The following is a 20,088-nucleotide window of genomic DNA, read 5'->3' on the forward strand; positions in this document are numbered from 1 at the left end:
AGTTCGTCGGCGGGTACCTGATGGTGAGGACCGCCTTCGGGGCGCTCGCAAACGCGGCCATGGCCCTCCCGGCGACCTGGTGGCCGACCATCCGACCGCCGGGCGCTGGATCGGCTTCACCGCCTTCCTGCTCGCGCGCCTACCAGCTCGGCCTCCCCTCAGCCGTGGCCGCCGCCACCGCGATGCCTCTCGGTGGCGGCGTACATGCCGATGTGCTGAAGCGCGCGGAGATGGATGTGCCGCGTAAGACGGCGTGTCGGAGTCGGGGAGTTGGGTTCGGCGGTCAAAGCTTCGGCGGAGCGGTCGTCGGCCGGATGACCGCGTTCGGGAGGTTGCGTCGCATGCTCGTTCTCGGGCGATCGCAGGTCGAGGCTCTGCTCGATGTGGACATCCTGATCGATGCCTTGGCCGCGGCGATGGCAGACCTCAGTGCGGGCCACGCGTCGGCCCCCGACCGCGTCGCCGCCCTGGTACCCGAACGGGACGGGTTCCTGGCGGCCATGCCCGGCTTCGTGCCGTCGGCTGGGGCGCTCATGAGCAAGCTGGTCTCCCTGTTCCCGCGTAATGCCGGGACACTGCTGCCGACCCACCAGGCGCTGATCGTCATGTTCGATCCGGACACCGGCGAGCCTGCGGCGTTGCTGGACGGTACGGCCATCACCGCGGCGCGGACCGGCGCCTGCTCGGCGCTGTCCGCGCGGCTGCTGGCCCGCGAGGACGCTTCGGTGCTGGCGGTCCTGGGCACCGGCGTTCAGGCCCGGTCCCACGCCCGCGCCATGTGCCGGGTCCGCCCGATTCGGCAGATCCGCGTGGCCGGCCGGGACCCGGCGAAGGCAACCGTTCTGGCCGAGGAACTGTCGTCCGTACTGGAGACAGACGTCCGGGCGGTGTCCACCTACGCCGAGGCGCTCGACGGCGCTGACATCGCCGCCGCGACCACCCACTCCCTCGAACCGGTGATCCGCCGCTCCTGGCTGGCGCCCGGGGTGCACATCGCCTCAGTGGGGTACAACCCAGCCGGACGCGAGGTCGACGATGCCACGGTCGCCCAGGCGCTTGTATGCGTCGAATCGCGGCAGGCAGCGCTCGCCCCCTTCCCCGCCGGCAGCAACGACCTGCTGATCCCGATCCACGATGGCCTGATCACGGCCGAGCACGTGCACGCCGAGCTGGGTGAACTCGTCGTCGGCAGTAAACCGGGACGTGCCTCGACCGACCAGATCACCCTCTACAAATCTGTTGGTGTGGCGGTGCAGGACGCCGCGGCCGCGAGCCTGGTCCTCACCGCCGCCCGCCAGCAGGCCATCGGCGAGGAGATCATGGTGCAGTGATGCCCTTGTGCGGCATCGGCGGCGGAGGTCTCATCCGGCGTGCAGCAGACGCCGACATCGAGCATCCGTCGTGCGTGCGGAACCGTCTCTGCGGGCGATGTGTCAGTGGTTTCTGGCATGGTGGCGTGGACGGTGGCGGAGTGCATGCCATCGGCCACTTGGTGCATGGGTGTGATGCCCTGAACCGGGGGTCCCCCACCCGTGTTCTTCCAAGATGCTCAGCGCCTTCGACAAGTACGTCGGAACTTGATCGAGGGCTGCAGCCGGACCCCTCGCCTAAGGGTTTCGCATCCGTTGCCGGTCAGGCGGCGGCCGCCGTCGCGGCCGGGGTGGCCGTGTCCCTCTGTCGGACGGTTTTGTGGGTGAGACGGCGGGTCATCAGGGTGATCGCGGCCCAGGTGATGGGAGGCTCTGCGTGCTGGACGAGCCGGTCGCATTCCCGGGCATGCCGTCGGGCCTGCATGATCCACGCAAGCGAGCGTTCGGCGACCCAGCGGCGGGAGCAGGACGAATCCGAAGTGCCCCGAGTGTGGGGCGACTGTTCGCACCAGCGCCGGATGCTGTCCTGTCTTGTGTGGTCGCCTGCTGTCGCGATGGAATCGATCTTGGCTAACGCGGGCCAGTCCGATGGATCCGCGCGGTCCACTTGAAGCCCGCTGAGGTTCTCGGCATCCATGGACGCATCGTGGCAGCGTATGGGCAGTTGGTGTTCGCCTATTGGGTTCGGCGGGGCTTGATCCCTTCTTGTGGTGTACGGGGCGGCTGTATGCCTCGCCGGTGGCGAGGACACGTTCCACGTCGTGCCAGGTGGCTGGGCGGCGGTTCTTCGAGCCGAGCGGTCGACCGGGGCCGGGCCGGGACGGTTTCGGTGCACCGGCCGGGGAGCTGGTCTTCACACGCGGGTTTCCGAACCCCCTGCGGACCCGGGCGGGCGTGAGTTTGTTCGGCGGTGCCGGTTTCTCCCAGGGCCGCCGTAGGTCGGTGGCCAGCGGGTGGGCGAGCCGCAGCTGGGCGTAGGCGGCGATCACCAGCCATGTCCATCGGTCGGCTGCCTCCGAGCTGCGGAGACGGGGCTTGGTCCATCCAAGCGTCTGCTTGAACAGGCGGAACGTGTGCTCCAGGTCGAAGCGGCGGCGGAAGGACTGCCGGCAGCGGTCGACGTCGGTTTGGTGGCGGCGGTGCCCGACCACCACAGCCGGGCCGGCTTGTTCGCCCCGCCACTGGGCGGCTTCTCCACGTTCAGGCGGATGACGGTGCCCTCGATGATGGGCAGCGGTCCGTGGTGGTCGAGCCAGGCCGCCCGCCGGGTCAGCCTCGGGTGCAGCCGTTCCCGCGCCTGCGTGGTCGCTTTGCCGTAGAGGCCGGTCTCGGTGACGGTCACGGCCTGCTCGGTGCCCCCCAGGTGGCGGGATCGCCGAAGACGAACTCGCGCCATGCTTGGGCGGTCGGCCGCCCTTGGGGTCGCAGACCCGCCGTTGGTGTGGGCCGGCGCATCACACGGTCGGAGCGGAACCGGCCAAGGATCTCGACGGGCAGGTCGTTCAACAAGTGCGCGATGCGAGGTGTGTCGTATCCGGCGTCCAGCACGACCAAGACTTCGGGGTCGCCCGGCTTCCCTTGACCGGCGGCGACGAGCCGCTCGAGCAGCTCGCGGAGCTGGACCGTGGTCACCGCGGCAACGTCCGCACCTGGCTCCATGCGGACCGCGTCGCACCGCCGTCCACGACGTCCGACCGGTCTCCAGTGGGGCGACGATCGAGTACGGCCAGCCTGGGATCATCTGGTGCTAGCCCTCACCTCGGCCGAAGGTGTGGCAGAAGGACCGGTCGGGGCAGGTGTTGGCGTCCGGCCGCAGCCCTCGGCAGCGGCACCCCCGCCAGCGCGCCACGAAGCCGGGCGACGTCGATCCGTCCGTTGTTGAGGCCGCTATAGAGGGCGCCGTGACCGCGGCGGTGTTCCGGCGCGAGCGCCAGATCGACCAGCGTCCGCACCGGCCCGTCCGTGCGCAACAGCGCATCGCATAACTCGAACAGCGCGTCGCCCCGCGCGGTCAGACACGCTTACAACTCCGCCCGGAAGCATGACACTTCCGCAAACGCATCCCGCAGGACGCCCTTGACACCCCAAACTCACAACCACGGCCTTCGCGCTGGTTCTATGCCTCTGATACGGAGCACAGGATGGAGCAGGCCGCGTTGAAGTGCGTCTACATGGCGATCGTGTCGCTCGAAGCCACCGGCCGCGGCCAGGCCCGCTGGACCATGCGCTGGAAGACCGCTCTGAACGCTTTCAACATCACCTTCGGCGGCCGCCTCTCAGCAGCCCGCCGGTAGCCCCAACTACCCCAGTAACACCCATTCGTTAACAATCCCACCCTAACCTTGTTATTTACGTGAAGGCGGCCTTCGTCTGGGTTGGGGAAGTGTCCGCGGGCCTTGCGGCAGAGCCCACGAAGTGGCCCAGAGCCTTTCTTGCTCCTCGGCCACCGCGTTCGGGCCAGACGTCCGTGAGAGGTGCCCTTGGCCTCTGTGGCTCGCCCGATCTCGAGCAGAACACCGCGTCATCCCAGGGCGCGCGGCCCAGTCTTGCCTTGTCGCCGGCCACCTGGGGTGCCATGGCCCTGATCGCTGCCTTCCCCTTGCTGCGGCTGCGGTGGGCGTGTCTGAACCGGCCGCGTTCCGGTCCTTCTGCGGCGGGCTTAGGCAAGTCTGTCCCCTGGCGAGCGTGTGCGCCCGCTAGGCTTCCTGCTGTGAGGCGCTGACCAGGGCAGATCCCGATGTCCGAGAGCGGCGTCCGTGTCGTCGCGCGGAGCATTGTCAATGCCCGACACGCGCGCAGAAGTGTGACGGGGTGTCAGTGGTTTCCCTCTTATGGCTCAGCCTTGTAGCCAAGTCGCTTCTCATCTTGCTTTGTGACGATTCGTCACATTTCCCCTTCCGAACTCTTGAACGCCCGATCGGCCCCTTTCTGGTCTCCCTCATGGATTTCTGAAGTGGCGACAGAATTCGGCGTGAGTAGGTTTATTCGTAGGCGGCCGGGTCGGCTGGCATCCCTGAGAGATGGAGAAGCGAAATGCCTGCGAGAGGGAGAAGTGGAATGCGAACGCGTACCGTGGTAGGGATCGCATTGTCGGTGGGCGTCACCGTCGTGGCTGTAACCACCGTGGACTATGCGGCGGCTTCAAATTCCGCGTCCGCCCCGTCGGTGCAAGAGGCTGCTGCCTCCTTGCCTCAAGGAGGAGACATGGGAGGAGACGGCCAGACGGGCGGCGACGGCCAGACCGGAGGGAACGGGCGGACGAGGTACGGCGACCGTTCGGATGATCACGGACGGGTCTATGTCAATGAGCGAATGTATTCGGTCGAGGGGGGTGAGTGCATCGCTGTAATCAGTAGTCCGGCGACCAGCTTCAACGTCCGGAACGAAACTGGCAGTAGGGTCGAATTCTTCACCGGGATTACATGCGACAACGGTGCTGCAATTGCGACTATCGGGCGCGGAGACTCCAGCAACGCAATCCCCGGAACAGTGGTTCTCGATGGAGCCGTGGTGCCGTTCGCGCTTGTCGGCAGCTTCCGGGCAGTCGACAGGCATCACCACTGACCCCGCCCAGGGGCAGCGTTCCCTGCCCCTCACTGCGGCCGTCTGCTCACGGAAGGAGAAGGGGATGTCGGCCGCCTCTCCCGGGGCGATACGTTCCGCACCGGTGACCGCGCCGGAAGCATCAGGAACCAGTCCTGGATCAGGAACCAGTCCTGGATCAGGGACGGCTGGGACGCCCGCGGCGGCGACTGCGCAGCCGCGGGCGCGCGCACGGCAGCACCCACGCCAGGGGTGCATGCGATGTGGTGATCCATTCCCCGGGATACGGGGAGCTCAATCCAGAACAGTAGTAGTCGCCCACGATGGGGTCCCGACTGGGTGGCCCACCCTGTCGGCACATCGGAAGCGTGTCGGACACTGACACCACCCTTGAATCACTCCCTGAATGCCTGCCTAGGACCGAAAGCTGTCCCGCGAGTCTCACTGGATCTGAGGACTGGCATGAGCGCCACGACTGGTTCTGACGCACGCGATGCACCGGAAAATGGAGTGCCGGTCCGGACTGCGAGTGGCAAGGCGCGGCCTCGCCGACGTCGAACTCGCCACCGCGGAATGGGTTGAATGGTTCAACAACCAACGGCTCCACAGCGCGACCGGCGACATCCCGCCCCACGAGTACGAGACAAACCACTACGTTCAACTTCAGCCCCAACCGGAGGCTGGAGTCAACACATAGAGCCTCCACCGATCCCGGAGCGGTTCAGGCATCCGGCCGTCCCACCCACCACAAGGTCGGCACGAAACCACGCCGCACCGGATAAACGTGTCGGCTTGTCATCGACCGCGGATGTGTCGGTGGGATTCTTGGGCGCGTGGCTGGAAACGACACGCAAGGTGACTCGCAGGGACACGTGACGCCTGTTCGGGCCGAGGTCGAACGCCTGCTTACTGAAGCGGAGCGTCGAGAACGCGCTGCCCACCAACGCGTGCGTTTTTGGGGCGCCATCGATATTGCGCTGGGCTTTCCCGCCGCCGTGCGCTGTTCATGACGGGGTTCGGCTCGGCATCCCGGTCGTGGTCGGGGCCTCGCGGTCGGCGGCTCCGGCGGGCATTTTCCTCGAGACGCTGGGACACCATCGTGCCCGGGCCGGAGGACGCCCCGGAAGTTCCGGTGCGGATCTACACACCCGAAGGCCACGATGGTGACTTGCCCGGGCTGCTCTACTTCCACGGTGGCGAATTCGTCACGGGCAGTTCATCCTGTTGTCGCTGAGCAACGCCCCCGACCACACCATGAAGCTCGGGGGCCTGGCCGGCCTGTGCCACGTGTCCCCGCCGGTTCTCGGGCGCGCCGTGCAGGCCCAGCCGGTGGACGGTCTGATCCTCCCCGAACAGGCGCCGCACGACGCGCGGTCCTCACCGACACCGGCCGCGCCCGCCTGGAGCAGGCAGTGCCGACCTACCTCGCCATCGTCCGCCGCCTTGTCTTCGATCTCCTTGAGCGCGAAGGCGTCGACGTGGCCAAGCTCGCCGCCTGGCAGCGCATGGCCCAGGCGACCTGATCCTCGTTCGTGTGGGGAGGGGCCGGTCACACATGATCGGTGAGGCCCACCCGGTAACAGTCGGCGGCGGGGAGGCCATGCCTCGCCGCCTTGTGCAGAAGAAGGGTGCGAAACTGCTTGATCACCGTCGGTCGAGCCTCACGGGCGATCCAGCCCTTCGTTCCGGGCTGGATGCTGGCGCGTTTCCGCTAGCGGCTTCCGTCATGCCGTTATAGCGTTGTGATCAGCAGTCGTGGTTCCGAAGTTTCGTTCGCCCGTGATCGCCATCACGGGCGTTCTTGCTGTTCAGCGCCTCTCCGGACCAGGGCGATCACCTCCCGGGCGCGCAGGGTGCGGGCCCGGTTTCCCTCGAAGGAGACAGTCATGGCCAAGGGCACTGTGAAGTGGTTCAACAGCGAGAAGGGCTTCGGCTTCATCGAGCAGGAGGGTGGCGGTCCCGACGTCTTCGCCCACTACTCCAACATCGCCAGCCAGGGTTACCGCGAGCTGCAGGAGGGTCAGAAGGTCGAGTTCGACATCACGCAGGGCCAGAAGGGCCCGCAGGCGGAGAACATCCGGCCCGCCTGATCGCGCGGCTTGGTAAGGGCCCGGCATCCCGGCTTCGGGACGCCGGGCCCTTACCGTCTGCCGCAGTGAGCCGATCGGTGTCTCGCGTGTCCCAACGAGCCATTGGCAGGAACAGTGCGCGGAACTGCCGGTACGACGGCGCCAGGCAGGTGACAGGGCAGTGCCGGACGGAGGTGGACTGCGGCGGTTCGACCTTGACATCGATAACGCGGTGGCGGAGTCGGGCCGAGGACTACCTTCCGGTTCGTGGAACTCCGGCCGGCCAGGAGCGTTGTTCATTTCGGTCGGGGAAATTCCGACGCGACGCAGCCAGGCGTCGGGTCAGGCGAGTCGGCCCCGCGCCTGCGGTGATGCTCCGCAGGGCCACAAGCCGTTCGTCAATGCCGGTCACCAATGGGCGAGTAGTCAACACAGATCGGGCCTGTTGTCGCCAAGCGGGCAGGCCGAGCCGGACGCAACCGGGGGTGAAGAAGCGAAGGTGAGGACGGGGCCACCGGGCTGGCGGGGGTGCTGCGGAACCTCCGTCTCGTCGCCCTTGCTCGTCAGAACACTGAGCGTCTTCAGCGTTGCCGCTCCAGGGTGAGGACGGCTTTGGCGATTGACGTCATGCGGTTGGGGCTGCAGCGCGATCTGCGGAAGCTCCGCTGTGGCCGCCGCGGGCCACCGAAAGTCATCGGGCTTGTCTTCGCCGATCGTCACGGCGGCCTCGGCGACTTCGTCGGGCGCGGGGCTACGGGCCTGTGCGACCGCACCGCCTCGCGAAGGTGCAGGTCCTGAAAGCGACCCGGGCACGAGCGGATGCCGAGCGTTCCCTCGGGCACGTCGGCTGCGGTCACGGAGTGCGTTTTGGCGGCGGGCGCCGAACCGGGGCTTCGCGCGGCGCCGTGTCACTCGCCTCTCACTCGCGCGAAGAAGCTCACTGCATCCGTTCAGCCTCGCAGCGCCACTGACAGCCGGGTCCGGTCGCGTCACCCGCCGAAGCGGAGAGCCAGATACCGCCAGCCTCCTGATCGGGCACGGCCTGGCCATGCTCCTGATGCTCAAGCTGGAGGTGATCAGCTTGGCGATCAGCGGTGCCAGTGCGCTGCTTGCAGTCGTCGCACAGGTGCGAGTGGGACTCCCGCGGGGCGCCCCGCCCGGCCGCTCGATGGCCTTCCACCGTTCATCGGTGTGGAGCGGGCCCGGTGAAGGCGGCGCGTTTCCCCTTGACATGGCGTCAAGGAAGGATGCGGCGGGTGCGCACCGTACAAACAAGGACGCTCTTCCGCCGGCTGGCTCATACGTGCCTCGGTGCTGGATGACGGGGCGGGAGGCCGCATACTCGGTGATCGTTGCGGTGTCGTCAGGGTGGCCGCTGCCGCGACCGATTCGGTGGTCGGACAAGGAAGGGTATGGGGGACATGAGTGGTGGCAACCGGCCGGTAATGCCGGAGTCGGTGGACAGTCCAGCTCAGCGGACGCAGCCGACAGGCAAGGCGGCGCGGTGGCTGCTGCGTCACCAGGTGCAGCCGGTGGGGCCGGCGGCCGGTGAGAGTCATGCCGAGCCGCATGCCTGGTGGAAGGTGATGTGCCTGACCGGAGTCGACTACTTCTCCAGTCTGGCCTACGTGCCGGCGATCGCCGCTTTGGCCGCCGGGGCCGTCTCTCCTCTGGCGACGCTGCTGATCGTGGCGTTGACGCTGCTGGGGATGCTGCCGATGTACCGGAAGGTGGCCAAGGAGAGCCCGCACGGCGCAGGATCGGTGGCCATGCTGGAGGATCTGCTGCCGTTCTGGTGGGGCAAGCTGTTCGTTCTGGTTTTGCTCGGGTTCGTGGCCACCTCGTGGATCATCACCATCACGCTGTCTACGGCGGACGCCTCCGTACACGTGGTGGAGAACCCCTTCTTCCCCTCCGTCCTCCACGGCCACGAGGTCGCACTGACCGTGGGGCTGCTGCTGATCCTGGGAGGTGTTTTCCTGCTCGGGTTCAGTGAGGCGGTCAGTGTCGCCATCCCGCTGGTCGCCGTCTTCCTGGTGCTCAACGCGGTGGTCATCGGTGTGGGACTGGTCCATGTGTTCACGACGGACGGCGCACTGTCGGCCTGGACCGACGCGCTGGTCGACGGCGGAGGCGGCTTTGGTGACCTCGCCGGTCCGGCACTGCTGGCCTTCCCGCTGCTGGTGCTGGGCCTGTCGGGCTTTGAGACCGGTGTGAGCATGATGCCGCTCGTGGCGGCCGAGGGTGCCGACGCCGAGCAGCGGCTGCGCGCCAGGATCCGCAACGCCCGCCGGCTTCTGACCACGGCCGCTGTGATCATGAGCGTCTACCTGCTGGCCGCCAGCTTCGTGACCACCGTCCTCATCCCGGAGAAGGAGTTCGAGCCCGGCGGTGCCGCCAACGGCCGGGCGCTGGCCTGGCTCGCCCACGAGCATGTCAGTGAGGCGTTCGGCACCGCCTACGACATCAGCACCATCCTCATCCTGTGGTTCGCCGGCGCCTCCGCCATGGCAGGGCTGATCAACATCGTTCCCCGCTACCTGCCGGACTACGGCATGGCCCCCGAGTGGGGACGCGCGGTGCGTCCGGTCGTCATCGTCTACACGGCTCTGTGCATCCTGATCACCATCGCCTTCGACGCCGACGTCGACGCCCAGGCCGGCGCCTACGCCACCGGGATCCTGGCGATGATGGTCTCCGGCGCCTTCGCCGTAACGGTCTTCACGGCGCGCAACCGTCGCCGCGTGAGCACGGTCGGCTTCGCCCTGCTCACCGCGGTCCTGCTCTACGCCCTTGTGGCCAACATCGTCGACAAGCCCGACGGCATCGCCATCTCCGGCTTCTTCATCTTGGGCATCATCATCGTGTCGCTGATCTCCCGCGTCTCGCGCACCACCGAGCTGCGCGCCGACCGCATCGTCTTCGACGAGGCCGCTCGCCGGTTCATCGCCGACACCCTCGCCCACGACGAGTCCATCAACATCATCGCCAACCGCCGTCAGGCCGGCGACTTCGCCGAGTACAGCGCCAAGGAACGCGAACAGCGTGGCACCAACCCGGTACCGGGCCCGGCTGACGTGATCTTCCTGGAGATCGACGTGGTCGACCCGTCCGACTTCAGCGAAACGCTCACCGTGCACGGCGTCGAAGTCGACGGCTACCGCGTTCTGCGCGCCGAGGCGCCGGCCGCCCCCAACGCCATCGCCGCCATCCTTCTCGCGCTGCGCAACGCCACCGGCGTGCGACCGCAGTGTTACTTCGCCTGGGCCGAAGGCAGCCCCCTGGTGCACATGATCCGTTACTTCCTCCTCGGCCGCGGTGACACCGCCCCGGTCACCCGCGAGATCATCCGCCGCAATGAGCCCGACCCCGACCGCCGTCCCAGCATTCACGTCGGCGGATGAGCCTGTCACCTCCGCCCGGGAAGCGCGGCGGACCGTCGGCCGAAAGGGAACAGGACGCGATGTCGCACTTCGGCGACCCCGCGCACGGTCTCCGGCGCATCCAGTACGGCCCGTTCCTGCTCACGGCCGCCCTGGGAACCGCCGGGTTCCTCACCGAGTCGAGTGTGGCTCATGCCGCATGGGCCCTGATCGCGGCCGGTCTCTTCGAGATGATTTACCGGCCCTGCACCCCGGCCGCTGCCGTTGCCGTGAGCGCCGGGGCCCAGGGAGCAGAGCGCAGGAGGGGTGCGGGGAACACGTCGGCCCTCACTCAGACCGGATGCCTCGAACACGGCGCGGGCGGTCTCGCGCTCCACGCTTCGCGAGACGCGCCGCATGGCGGTGACACCACACAGCAGCAAGCCGTCGGCAGCGGACTTCCGTGCACCTTCGTCCAGGCGGAACCACAGCTGTGGATGGCGCACCAGGGCCTCGGGGTCGATCTCGACGCTGCCCGCAGGGCGTCCCGCAGTAGGAGCCGTTGGGAGACGCCGGCACGCAGCGGACCGACACCTGCGCCGTGAATGCTCACTGGTGATTTTTCCGTCTCGTCCCTGTCCAGGCTGATCTCGGAGGCACTCACGGCGGCCGCCACCCTCGGCGACGAGGTGCGTGCGGTGGCCGTCTCTACCCGGACCCCGAGGGCCGGGCTCACATGCACGCCATGGAGCGCTCCCGGGCGGAATGGGGATCCCGGTGTGCCTCTGGTCCGGCTGTCGAGCGAGCGGCGCAGCCTGGGGCGTCCGATCGCTGCGTACGTCCGTGGGGTGGCCGCCGCCGAGCCGGGCACGCGCGTCACCATATTGATCGCGGAGACCGAGCCGGAGCCGCCGTGGCAGCGACTGCTGCAGAACCAGCGGGGCGTGGTCGTCGCGCACGCCGTACGGCGGGAGACGGACGCGGTGATGTGCCGGCTCCGCTTCCGGCTCCTCTGAAGCCAGGCCGCGTCAGAGTTCCGTCAAAGCCGTGGGTCCCGCCGTATGAGAGCCGTCAAGGGCGGACCCGAACCGGCCGAAGAGGCGCTTTCCTCTAATCGTCCGTTTCACCCGAACCTCACTCCAGGAGTTCGCGATGGCCGATCTGGCCTTCGTCGTCGCCGTGCTCGCGGCGTTCGCACTGGTGGCTCTCGTCGCCAAGGGGGTGACGAAGCTGTGACCACCGAGAACGTCGTCGGCCTGGTGGTGGCCGTCTCCCTTCTGGGCTATCTCGTCCTCGCCCTGATCTTCCCGGAGAGGTTCTGAGCCTCATGGGTCCCGTCCTTGCCGGCGTGCTCCAGCTGCTCGCGCTCATAGCCGCGCTGGCTCTCGCCTACATCCCCCTTGGCAACTACATGGCCAGGGTCTACTCCTCCGACAAGCACTGGCGCGTCGAGAAGTGGGTCTACAAGGGCATCGGTGCCAACCCTGATGCCGGGATGACCTGGTCCGCGTATGTGCGCGGCGTGCTCGCCTTCTCGGCCGTCGGTGTCCTGTTCCTCTATCTGCTGATGCGGCTCCAGGGTGTCCTGCCCGGCTCGCTGGATTTCTCCTCGGTCAACCCGGCACAGTCGTTCAACACGGCCGTGTCGTTCGTGACCAACACCAACTGGCAGTCGTACTACGGCGAGCAGACCATGGGGCACGTCGTGCAGACCGCCGGTCTCGCCGTACAGAACTTCGTCTCCGCAGCAGTCGGCATGGCTGTCGCCGTGGCACTGGTGCGCGGCTTCGCCCGCTCGCGCACCGGCGACCTCGGCAACTTCTGGTCCGACTTGGTGCGCGGCACGCTGCGGATCCTGGTGCCGGCGGCGGCGATCGCCGCGGTCGTGCTGGTGGCGTGCGGTGTCATCCAGAACTTCTCCGGCATCCACGAGGTCGGGCAGTTCATGGGCGGCTCGCAGCAGTGGAACGGCGGCGCGGTCGCCTCGCAGGAGGCCATCAAGGAGATCGGCACCAATGGCGGCGGCTACTTCAACGCCAACTCCGCGCATCCCTTCGAGAACCCGACGCCCTTCACCAACCTCTTCGAGATCTTCCTGCTGCTGGTGATCCCGTTTTCGCTGACCCGCACCTTCGGGGTCATGGTCGGCTCGGTGAAGCAGGGATACGCCATCCTCGCCACGATGTTCACCATCTGGCTGGGCTTCGTGGCCCTGATGATGTGGACCGAGTTCGCCCACCACGGTCCAGCGCTCCAAGCCGCGGGCGGGGCCTACGAAGGCAAGGAGGTGCGCTTCGGCGTCGGCGCGTCCTCGATCTTCGCGGTGTCGACCACGCTCACCTCGACCGGCGCGGTGGACTCCTTCCACTCTTCTTTCACCGGTCTGGGCGGCGGCATCACCATGCTCGGCATGATGCTGGGCGAGATCGCGCCCGGCGGGGTCGGCTCCGGCCTCTACGGCATGCTGATCATGGCGGTCATCGCGGTGTTCATCGCCGGCCTGATGGTCGGCCGGACTCCGGAATACCTGGGCAAGAAGATCGGCACCCGCGAGATGAAGCTGGCCGCCTGCTACATCCTCATCACGCCGGCGCTGGTGCTCGTCTTCACCGCTGTCTCCATGGCTCTGCCGACCCCGCCGCACTCGATGCTGAATTCCGGCGCGCACGGCTTCTCCGAGGTGCTCTACGCCTTCACGTCCGCGTCGAACAACAACGGCTCGGCCTTCGCCGGACTGAACGCGAACACCGACTGGTTCAACACCATGACCGGACTCGCGATGCTGCTGGGCCGCTTCCTGCCCATGGTCTTCGTGCTGGCGCTGGCCGGCTCCCTCGCCGAGCAGAAGCCGGTCCCCGTGACCGCGGGCACCCTGCGCACCGAGAAGCCGCTGTTCACCGGCCTGCTGGTGGGCGCGATCCTGATCATCACCGGTCTCACGTACTTCCCCGCCCTCGCCCTGGGCCCGCTCGCCGAGGGGCTGGCGTCATGACCACCCGTGCAGAGAAGCGAGAGGACTCCATGTCCACCGCCACCACTCCCACCCGGGCGCCGCACAGCGATGTACCCACCGGGCCCACGGAGGGCCGGGTCGCTGCCGGCCTGTTCGATCCCAGGCAGCTGGTGAAGTCGCTGCCGGACGCCTTCCGCAAGCTCGACCCGCGGGTGATGGTCAAGTCGCCCGTCATGTTCGTCGTGCTGGTCGGCTCCGTGCTGACGACGGTGTTCTCTTTCAAGGACCCGGGCGACTGGTTCGGCTGGACGATCAGCGCCTGGCTCTGGCTGACCGTGATCTTCGCCAACCTGGCCGAGGCGGTCGCCGAGGGCCGCGGCAAGGCTCAGGCCGACACCCTGCGCAAAGCCAAGACCGACACCGTCGCCCGCCGTCTCGTGGGGGACACCGAAGAGCGGGTGCCGGGTACGGAGCTGCGTGTCGGCGACCTGGTGGTGTGCGAAGCCGGCGACATCATCCCGGGCGACGGGGACGTCGTCGAGGGGGTCGCGTCGGTCGACGAGTCGGCGATCACCGGTGAGTCGGCCCCGGTCATCCGCGAGTCCGGCGGCGACCGCTCGGCCGTCACCGGCGGCACGAAGGTGCTGTCCGACCGGATCGTCATCAGGATCACGACGAAGCCGGGCGAGACCTTCATCGACCGGATGATCAACCTGGTCGAGGGCGCCGCACGGCAGAAGACGCCCAACGAGATCGCCCTGAACATCCTGCTGGCGTCGCTCACCATTGTCTTCCTGCTCGCGGTGGCCACGCTGCCGCCGTTCGCCGGCTACGCGGGCACCCACCTGACGATGGTCGTGCTGATCGCTCTGCTGGTCTGCCTGATACCGACCACTATCGGCGCGCTGCTGTCCGCGATCGGCATCGCCGGCATGGACCGGCTGGTGCAGCGCAACGTGCTGGCCATGTCGGGCCGGGCGGTCGAGGCCGCCGGTGACGTCTCCACGCTGCTGCTCGACAAGACCGGCACCATCACCCTCGGCAACCGGCAGGCCGCCGAGTTCCTCCCGGTGGGCGGCACGACGGAGGCGGAGGTCGCGGATGCCGCCCAGATGTCGTCACTGGCCGACGAGACGCCCGAGGGCCGCTCGGTCGTCGTCCTGGCGAAGGAGAAGTACGGGCTGCGCGAGCGCCACCAGGGCGAGCTCGTCGGCGGCGAGTGGATCGAGTTCACCGCCCAGACCCGCATGTCGGGTGTCGACGTCGACGGCCGCAAGATCCGCAAGGGGGCCACGGCCTCGGTCATCGCCTGGGTCGAGGATCAGGGCGGCACGGTCACGGACGACGCCGACCGGATCGCCCAGCGCATCTCCGAGGCGGGCGGGACCCCGCTGCTGGTCGCGGTGGACGACGAGCGGGGCGCCCGCGTCCTGGGCGTCATTCACCTGAAGGACGTGGTCAAGGACGGCATGCGGGAGCGGTTCGAGGAACTGCGCCGGATGGGCATCAAGACGATCATGATCACGGGCGACAACCCGCTGACCGCGAAGGCGATCGCCGAGGAGGCCGGTGTCGACGACTTCCTCGCCGAGGCCACCCCCGAGGACAAGATGGCGCTCATCAAGCGCGAGCAGGCGGGCGGCAAGCTCGTCGCGATGACCGGCGACGGCACCAACGACGCCCCGGCCCTGGCCCAGGCGGACGTCGGCGTGGCGATGAACACGGGCACGTCGGCCGCGAAGGAGGCCGGCAACATGGTCGACCTCGACTCCGACCCGACCAAGCTCATCGAGATCGTCGAGATCGGCAAGCAACTCCTGATCACCCGGGGCGCGTTGACGACGTTCTCCATCGCCAATGACGTCGCGAAGTACTTCGCGATCATCCCCGCGCTGTTTGCCGCGGTCTACCCAGGCCTGGACAAGCTCAACATCATGGGCCTGTCCTCACAGGCCTCCGCGATCCTGTCGGCCGTCATTTTCAACGCGCTGATCATCATCGCGCTGGTACCGCTGTCCCTGAAGGGAGTGCGGTACCGGCCGGTCAGCGCTGACCGGATGCTGCGGCGGAACCTGACGATCTACGGGCTGGGCGGGCTGATCGCCCCGTTCATCGGCATCAAGCTCATCGACCTGCTCATCTCCCTCATCCCCGGGATCGGCTGAGAGCCATGAACAACTCCGTTGTGAACACCGCCCGGTTGCTCGGAGCGGGCCTGCGCGCCATCCTCGTGCTGACCCTGGTCACCGGCGTCATCTACCCGCTGGTCGTCACCGGCGTCGCCCAGGGGCTGTTCCCCGGCAAGGCGAACGGCTCCGAGGTCAAGGCGGACGGCAGGGTCGTCGGCTCGTCCCTGATCGGGCAACAGGGCTACAGCCAGGACTACTTCCAGCCGCGCCCGGCGAACGGGCTCGGCGAGAACTCGGTCAACACCCAGTACAAGCTGCTCCTTTCGGGCGCCACCAACCTGTCCGCCGACAACCAGAAGCTCGTCAAGTCGGTGGAGGAGGCCAAGGGGAAGGTCGTCAAGGACAACTCCACCCCCGGCCACGAGGTCAAGCCGTCCCAGGTCCCGGCCGACGCCGTGACGTCCTCGGGCTCCGGTCTCGACCCGGACATTTCCCCGGCCTATGCGGACCTCCAGGTCCGCCGCGTCGCCGAACGCAACGGCCTCACCGTCGCCCAGGTGCAGAAGCTCGTCGACGACCACACCGAGGGCCGCGCCCTCGGCTTCATCGGCGAGCCCCGGGTCAACGTGCTCGCACTCAACATCGCGCTCAAGGACCTCGTGGCCAAGGGCTGACGAGCTGAAGGAGCGGGAGCCGACGGAGACGAAAACCTTCCTCCTCCGCCGGCTTCCGCCACCGTGAAGTCCGTACAAGAGGAGAGGCACACACCCATGACCCGGGTGCTCGTGGTGGAGGACGACCCGCAGCTCGTACGGGCCCTCGTCATCAGCTTGCAGGCACGTGACTACGGTGTGGACGCAGCCCCAGACGGCGCCACGGCCCTGCGTCTGGCCGCCGCGCGTCAGCCCGACGCCGTACTGCTCGACCTCGGTCTGCCCGACATGGACGGCGTCGACATCATCAAAGCGCTGCGGGGCTGGAGCCGGGTCCCGATCCTGGTCCTGTCCGCCCGGCAGGCGTCGGACGAGAAAGTGGCCGCGCTCGACGCCGGCGCCGACGACTACATCACCAAGCCGTTCAGCATCGACGAGCTGCTGGCCCGGCTGCGCGCCGCGGTCCGCCGTACCGATGACACCCCGCGCGCGCCCGGGGCGATGCTCGTCAAGACGACGGACTTCAGCATCGACCTGATCGCCAAGAAGGTCGTCAGGGACGGGCAGGACGTACGGCTGACCCCGACCGAGTGGCACCTGCTGGAGATCCTGGTGACCAGTCCGGGTCGGCTGATCACGCAGAAGCACCTCCTCCAGGAGATCTGGGGTGTCTCGCAGCGCAGCAAGACCAACTACCTGCGCGTGTACATGGCCCAGCTGCGCCGCAAACTGGAGACGGACCCCTCCCACCCCCGCTATCTGATCACCGAGCCCGGCATGGGCTACCGCTTCGAGGGATGACATGGCACGCGGCAAGCTCCGGATCTACCTCGGCGCCGCCCCCGGCGTCGGCAAGACCTACGCCATGCTCTCCGAGGCACACCGCCGTATCGAGCGGGGCACCGACTGCGTGGTCGCGTTCGTGGAACACCACCACCGGCCGCGCACCGAGGTGATGCTGCACGGCCTGGAACAGATCCCTCGCAAGGAGATCGACTACCGGGGCGGCACCTTCACGGAGATGGACGTGGACGCCGTCCTGCGGCGCGCTCCCGCCGTCGCCCTGGTGGACGAACTGGCCCACACCAACGTCCCCGGCTCCCGCAACACCAAGCGCTGGCAGGACATCGAGGAACTGCTGGCGGCCGGCATCGACGTGATATCGACCGTCAACATCCAGCACCTGGAGTCACTGGGGGACGTCGTCGAGTCGATCACCGGTGTGCGGCAACGTGAGACCGTGCCGGACGAGGTGGTACGACGTGCTCAGCAGATCGAGCTGGTCGACATGTCCCCGGAAGCCCTGCGCCGACGCATGGCGCACGGCAACATCTACAAGCCGGACAAGGTCGACGCCGCCCTCTCCAACTACTTCAGGCCCGGCAACCTGAACGCCCTGCGCGAGCTGGCGCTGCTGTGGGTGGCCGACCGGGTCGACGCCTACCTCACCCAGTACCGCAGCGAACACGAGGTCTCGGCCATCTGGGGCTCGCGCGAGCGCATCGTCGTCGGCCTGACCGGCGGCCCCGAAGGCCGCACCCTGATACGGCGTGCCGCCCGGCTCGCCGAGAAGGGCGCCGGCGGCGAGGTCATGGCCGTCTACATCTCCCGCAGCGACGGCCTCACCGCCGCCTCCCCGAAGGAACTGGCCGTCCAGCGCACGCTGGTCGAGGACCTCGGCGGCACCTTCCACCAGGTCGTCGGGGAGGACATACCTGCGGCCCTGCTGGATTTCGCACGCGGGGTGAACGCCACGCAGATCGTCCTCGGTGTCTCCCGGCGCAAGGGATGGCAGTACGTCTTCGGGCCCGGCGTCGGAGCGACGGTGGCCCGGGACTCCGGCCCCGACCTCGACGTCCACCTCATCACCCACGACGAGGCGGGCAAGGGACGCGGACTGTCCCTGCCGCGCGGAGCACGCCTGGGACGCTCCCGGGTCATAGGGGGCTGGCTCGTCGGCGTAGCGGGCCCCGCACTCCTGACCGAGCTCCTCACCACTGCCGCCCCGGACGTCGGCCTCGCCAACGACATGCTGCTCTTCCTGACACTGACGGTGGCGGCGGCCCTGTTGGGCGGGCTCTTCCCGGCGCTGGCCTCCGCGATGGTGGGCTCCCTGCTGCTCAACTGGTACTTCACACCGCCCGTCCACACCCTGACGATCGCCGACCCGAAGAACATCGTCGCCATCGCGGTCTTCGTCGGGGTCGCCGTGTCGGTCGCGTCGGTGGTGGACCTCGCGGCCCGCCGCACCCACCTGGCGGCGCGGCTGCGTGCCGAGGCGGAGATCCTTTCCTTCCTCGCGGGGAACGTCCTGCGCGGCGAGACCACGCTGGAGGCGCTGCTGGAACGGGTCCGCGAGACCTTCGGCATGGAGTCGGTGGCCCTGCTGGAACGGACCGGCGAGACGGCCCCCTGGTCCTGCGCAGGCAGCGTGGGCCCCCGGCCCGCCGAGAATCCCGAGGACGCGGACGTCGACGTCCCGGTCGGTGATCACATGGCCCTGTCCCTGCGCGGCCGCGTGCTGCCCGCCTCCGACCGCCGGGTGCTGGCCGCGTTCGCCGCGCAGGCCGCCGTCGTCCTGGACCGCCAGCGCCTGCGGCTCGAGGCCGACCGCGCCAAGGAACTGGCCGAGGGCAACCGCATACGGACCGCCCTGCTCGCCGCCGTCAGCCACGACCTGCGCACCCCGCTCGCCGGCATCAAGGCCGCCGTGTCGTCACTGCGCTCCGAGGACGTCGAGTGGTCCGAAGAGGACCAGTCCGAGCTGCTGGAGGCCATCGAGGAGGGCGCGGACCGGCTCGACCACGTGGTCGGCAACCTGCTCGACATGTCCCGGCTGCAAACCGGCACGGTCACCCCGATCATCCGCGAGACCGACCTCGACGAGGTCGTGCCCATGGCGCTCGGCGGGGTGCCCGAGGAGAGCGTCGAACTGGACATCCCCGAGACGCTGCCCATGGTCCATGTCGACCGGGGCCTGCTGGAGCGGGCCGTCGCCAACGTCGTCGAGAACGCCGTCAAGTACAGCCCTGCCGGTCAGAAGGTCCTGGTGTCCGCGAGCGCTCTCGCCGACCGCGTCGAGGTACGGGTCGTCGACCGCGGGCCCGGCGTACCGGACGAGGCCAAGGACCGCATCTTCGAACCCTTCCAGCGCTACGGCGACGCGCCCCGCGGCGCCGGTGTCGGCCTCGGCCTCGCGGTAGCACGCGGCTTCACCGAGGCCATCGGCGGCACACTGCACGCCGAGGAAACACCCGGCGGCGGCCTCACCCTGGTGCTCACCGTACGGACGGCACCGGGGCGGCGGCCACAGCAGCCGGACCTGCCTGTGGCGGCCTCACCCTGAGGGGCAGGGACTCGCTGTGGTCCAGCAGTGGCGGAAGGGCGGGCGGTTGACAAAGAGCCGTCCCCGCTGGACGGGAAATTGGGCGACCCGAGGGGATCGCTCGACTACGGTCGCGGGGGAGGTGGACGCGTGTCCTGGCCATCCGTGATCGTTCTTGTCCCCGCGGAGCGACGCCCGTCGCTCGAAGGGCGAATCCGTTCCCTTGAGCTCGTGCCGGATCCCGTGACGGGCGACGAAAGGCTGCACCAGCACGGGTACTCGTATGACATCGACTTATCGGGCGGGATCCTGGCGGACTACGAGCCGGAGGAGCTCGAGCAGGTGAGGAGCCGAATCGGTGAACCGTACGCGGTCTATGTGTCGTGCCAGTCCATGGACGCGGCCCGGGTCTTCCTCCGCGACGTCCTGCCTGGCGTGGACGGTCTTGTCGACACCAACCACCACGAGATCCTGCCGGCCAGGGACTTCCTCACGCTGGTGGACCGTCACCCCGGATGGGACTGGCGTCGCCAGCCGAGTACAGACCTTCAATAGTCCGCCTTACGTCGGCGTCCTGTCACCTGCGGGTCTAAAGGGTGTTGCAGAAGGCTTGGCGGCGGGCATGGCTGGGTGATGGCTGACCTGCTGTTTCACCCTGCCATGGCGAGGTTGTGCATGGTGGCG

At 68.2% G+C, this 20,088-nt stretch carries 18 protein-coding genes and 2 pseudogenes; 15 read left to right on the forward strand and 5 right to left on the reverse strand.

Annotation, left to right across the window (positions count from 1 at the left end):
* Positions 1–341: 341 nt before the first annotated feature.
* Positions 342–1,331: an ornithine cyclodeaminase family protein gene (locus ABTX60_RS34235; RefSeq protein ID WP_352100938.1), complete on the forward strand. Its 990-nt coding sequence runs from the start codon at positions 342–344 to the stop codon at positions 1,329–1,331.
* Between the two features lie 301 nt (positions 1,332–1,632).
* On the opposite strand, the gene ABTX60_RS43315 is transcribed toward ABTX60_RS34235, so the two are convergent.
* The 4 genes from ABTX60_RS43315 to ABTX60_RS43330 form a co-directional block, all read right to left on the reverse strand.
* Positions 1,633–2,007: a hypothetical protein gene (locus tag ABTX60_RS43315; RefSeq protein WP_502992451.1), complete on the reverse strand. Its 375-nt coding sequence runs from the start codon at positions 2,005–2,007 to the stop codon at positions 1,633–1,635.
* 348 nt (positions 2,008–2,355) lie between these two features.
* A complete protein-coding gene (locus ABTX60_RS43320) occupies positions 2,356–2,712 on the reverse strand; it encodes a hypothetical protein (RefSeq protein ID WP_502992452.1) in 357 nt (118 codons plus the stop codon).
* A complete protein-coding gene (locus ABTX60_RS43325; protein WP_502992453.1) occupies positions 2,709–3,002 on the reverse strand; it encodes a transposase in 294 nt (97 codons plus the stop codon). Before ABTX60_RS43325 ends, ABTX60_RS43320 begins: the two co-directional genes overlap by 4 nt.
* A 122-nt stretch (positions 3,003–3,124) precedes the next feature.
* Positions 3,125–3,385 carry a transposase gene (locus ABTX60_RS43330; protein ID WP_502992456.1) on the reverse strand — a complete coding sequence of 87 codons (261 nt, stop codon included), beginning with the start codon at positions 3,383–3,385 and terminating at the stop codon, positions 3,125–3,127.
* 129 nt (positions 3,386–3,514) lie between these two features.
* Between ABTX60_RS43330 and ABTX60_RS34250 the strand changes: the two are divergent.
* From ABTX60_RS34250 to ABTX60_RS34270, 5 genes and pseudogenes are all read left to right on the forward strand, one after another.
* Positions 3,515–3,664 (forward strand): annotated as a pseudogene (locus ABTX60_RS34250) (IS256 family transposase); the annotation flags it as partial.
* Between the two features lie 910 nt (positions 3,665–4,574).
* Positions 4,575–4,934, forward strand: coding sequence for a hypothetical protein (locus ABTX60_RS34255; RefSeq protein WP_352100924.1), 360 nt, complete (start codon positions 4,575–4,577; stop codon positions 4,932–4,934).
* A 484-nt stretch (positions 4,935–5,418) separates the two neighbouring features.
* Positions 5,419–5,610, forward strand: coding sequence for an integrase core domain-containing protein (locus ABTX60_RS34260; RefSeq protein WP_502992454.1), 192 nt, complete (start codon positions 5,419–5,421; stop codon positions 5,608–5,610).
* Positions 5,611–5,746: 136 nt separating this feature from the next.
* Positions 5,747–5,923, forward strand: a complete 177-nt coding sequence (locus ABTX60_RS34265; protein WP_352100926.1) for a hypothetical protein — start codon at positions 5,747–5,749, stop codon at positions 5,921–5,923.
* Between the two features lie 876 nt (positions 5,924–6,799).
* The gene (locus ABTX60_RS34270; protein ID WP_266963435.1) at positions 6,800–7,003 is read left to right on the forward strand and encodes a cold-shock protein; all 204 of its coding nucleotides are present in this window, start codon (positions 6,800–6,802) and stop codon (positions 7,001–7,003) included.
* A gap of 560 nt (positions 7,004–7,563) precedes the next feature.
* Here ABTX60_RS34270 and ABTX60_RS34275 read toward each other — a convergent pair.
* Positions 7,564–7,647, reverse strand: a pseudogene (locus tag ABTX60_RS34275) (IS5/IS1182 family transposase); the annotation flags it as partial.
* Positions 7,648–8,427: 780 nt separating this feature from the next.
* Between ABTX60_RS34275 and ABTX60_RS34280 the strand changes: the two are divergent.
* From ABTX60_RS34280 to ABTX60_RS34320, 9 genes are all read left to right on the forward strand, one after another.
* Positions 8,428–10,386 (forward strand): APC family permease, encoded by a 1,959-nt coding sequence (locus tag ABTX60_RS34280; RefSeq protein ID WP_502992457.1) that lies wholly within the window; start codon positions 8,428–8,430, stop codon positions 10,384–10,386.
* Positions 10,387–10,949: 563 nt separating this feature from the next.
* Positions 10,950–11,360, forward strand: coding sequence for a hypothetical protein (locus tag ABTX60_RS43335; RefSeq protein ID WP_502992455.1), 411 nt, complete (start codon positions 10,950–10,952; stop codon positions 11,358–11,360).
* 216 nt (positions 11,361–11,576) lie between these two features.
* Positions 11,577–11,666, forward strand: coding sequence for a K(+)-transporting ATPase subunit F (gene kdpF / locus ABTX60_RS34290; RefSeq protein WP_033314594.1), 90 nt, complete (start codon positions 11,577–11,579; stop codon positions 11,664–11,666).
* Between the two features lie 5 nt (positions 11,667–11,671).
* A complete protein-coding gene (kdpA, locus tag ABTX60_RS34295; protein ID WP_352100929.1) occupies positions 11,672–13,336 on the forward strand; it encodes a potassium-transporting ATPase subunit KdpA in 1,665 nt (554 codons plus the stop codon).
* Positions 13,333–15,462, forward strand: coding sequence for a potassium-transporting ATPase subunit KdpB (gene kdpB / locus ABTX60_RS34300; protein WP_352100930.1), 2,130 nt, complete (start codon positions 13,333–13,335; stop codon positions 15,460–15,462). The genes kdpA and kdpB overlap by 4 nt, the downstream gene beginning before the upstream one ends.
* 5 nt (positions 15,463–15,467) lie before the next feature.
* Positions 15,468–16,100 (forward strand): potassium-transporting ATPase subunit C, encoded by a 633-nt coding sequence (locus tag ABTX60_RS34305; RefSeq protein ID WP_352100931.1) that lies wholly within the window; start codon positions 15,468–15,470, stop codon positions 16,098–16,100.
* A 96-nt stretch (positions 16,101–16,196) separates the two neighbouring features.
* A complete protein-coding gene (locus tag ABTX60_RS34310) occupies positions 16,197–16,880 on the forward strand; it encodes a response regulator (RefSeq protein WP_352100932.1) in 684 nt (227 codons plus the stop codon).
* 1 nt (position 16,881) lies between these two features.
* Positions 16,882–19,425 carry an ATP-binding protein gene (locus ABTX60_RS34315; RefSeq protein ID WP_352100933.1) on the forward strand — a complete coding sequence of 848 codons (2,544 nt, stop codon included), beginning with the start codon at positions 16,882–16,884 and terminating at the stop codon, positions 19,423–19,425.
* Positions 19,426–19,635: 210 nt separating this feature from the next.
* A complete protein-coding gene (locus ABTX60_RS34320; RefSeq protein WP_352100934.1) occupies positions 19,636–19,959 on the forward strand; it encodes a hypothetical protein in 324 nt (107 codons plus the stop codon).
* Positions 19,960–20,088: the final 129 nt, after the last annotated feature.

The organism is Streptomyces sp. NPDC126510 (assembly GCF_040302345.1).
Classification (GTDB): Bacteria; Actinomycetota; Actinomycetes; order Streptomycetales; family Streptomycetaceae; genus Streptomyces.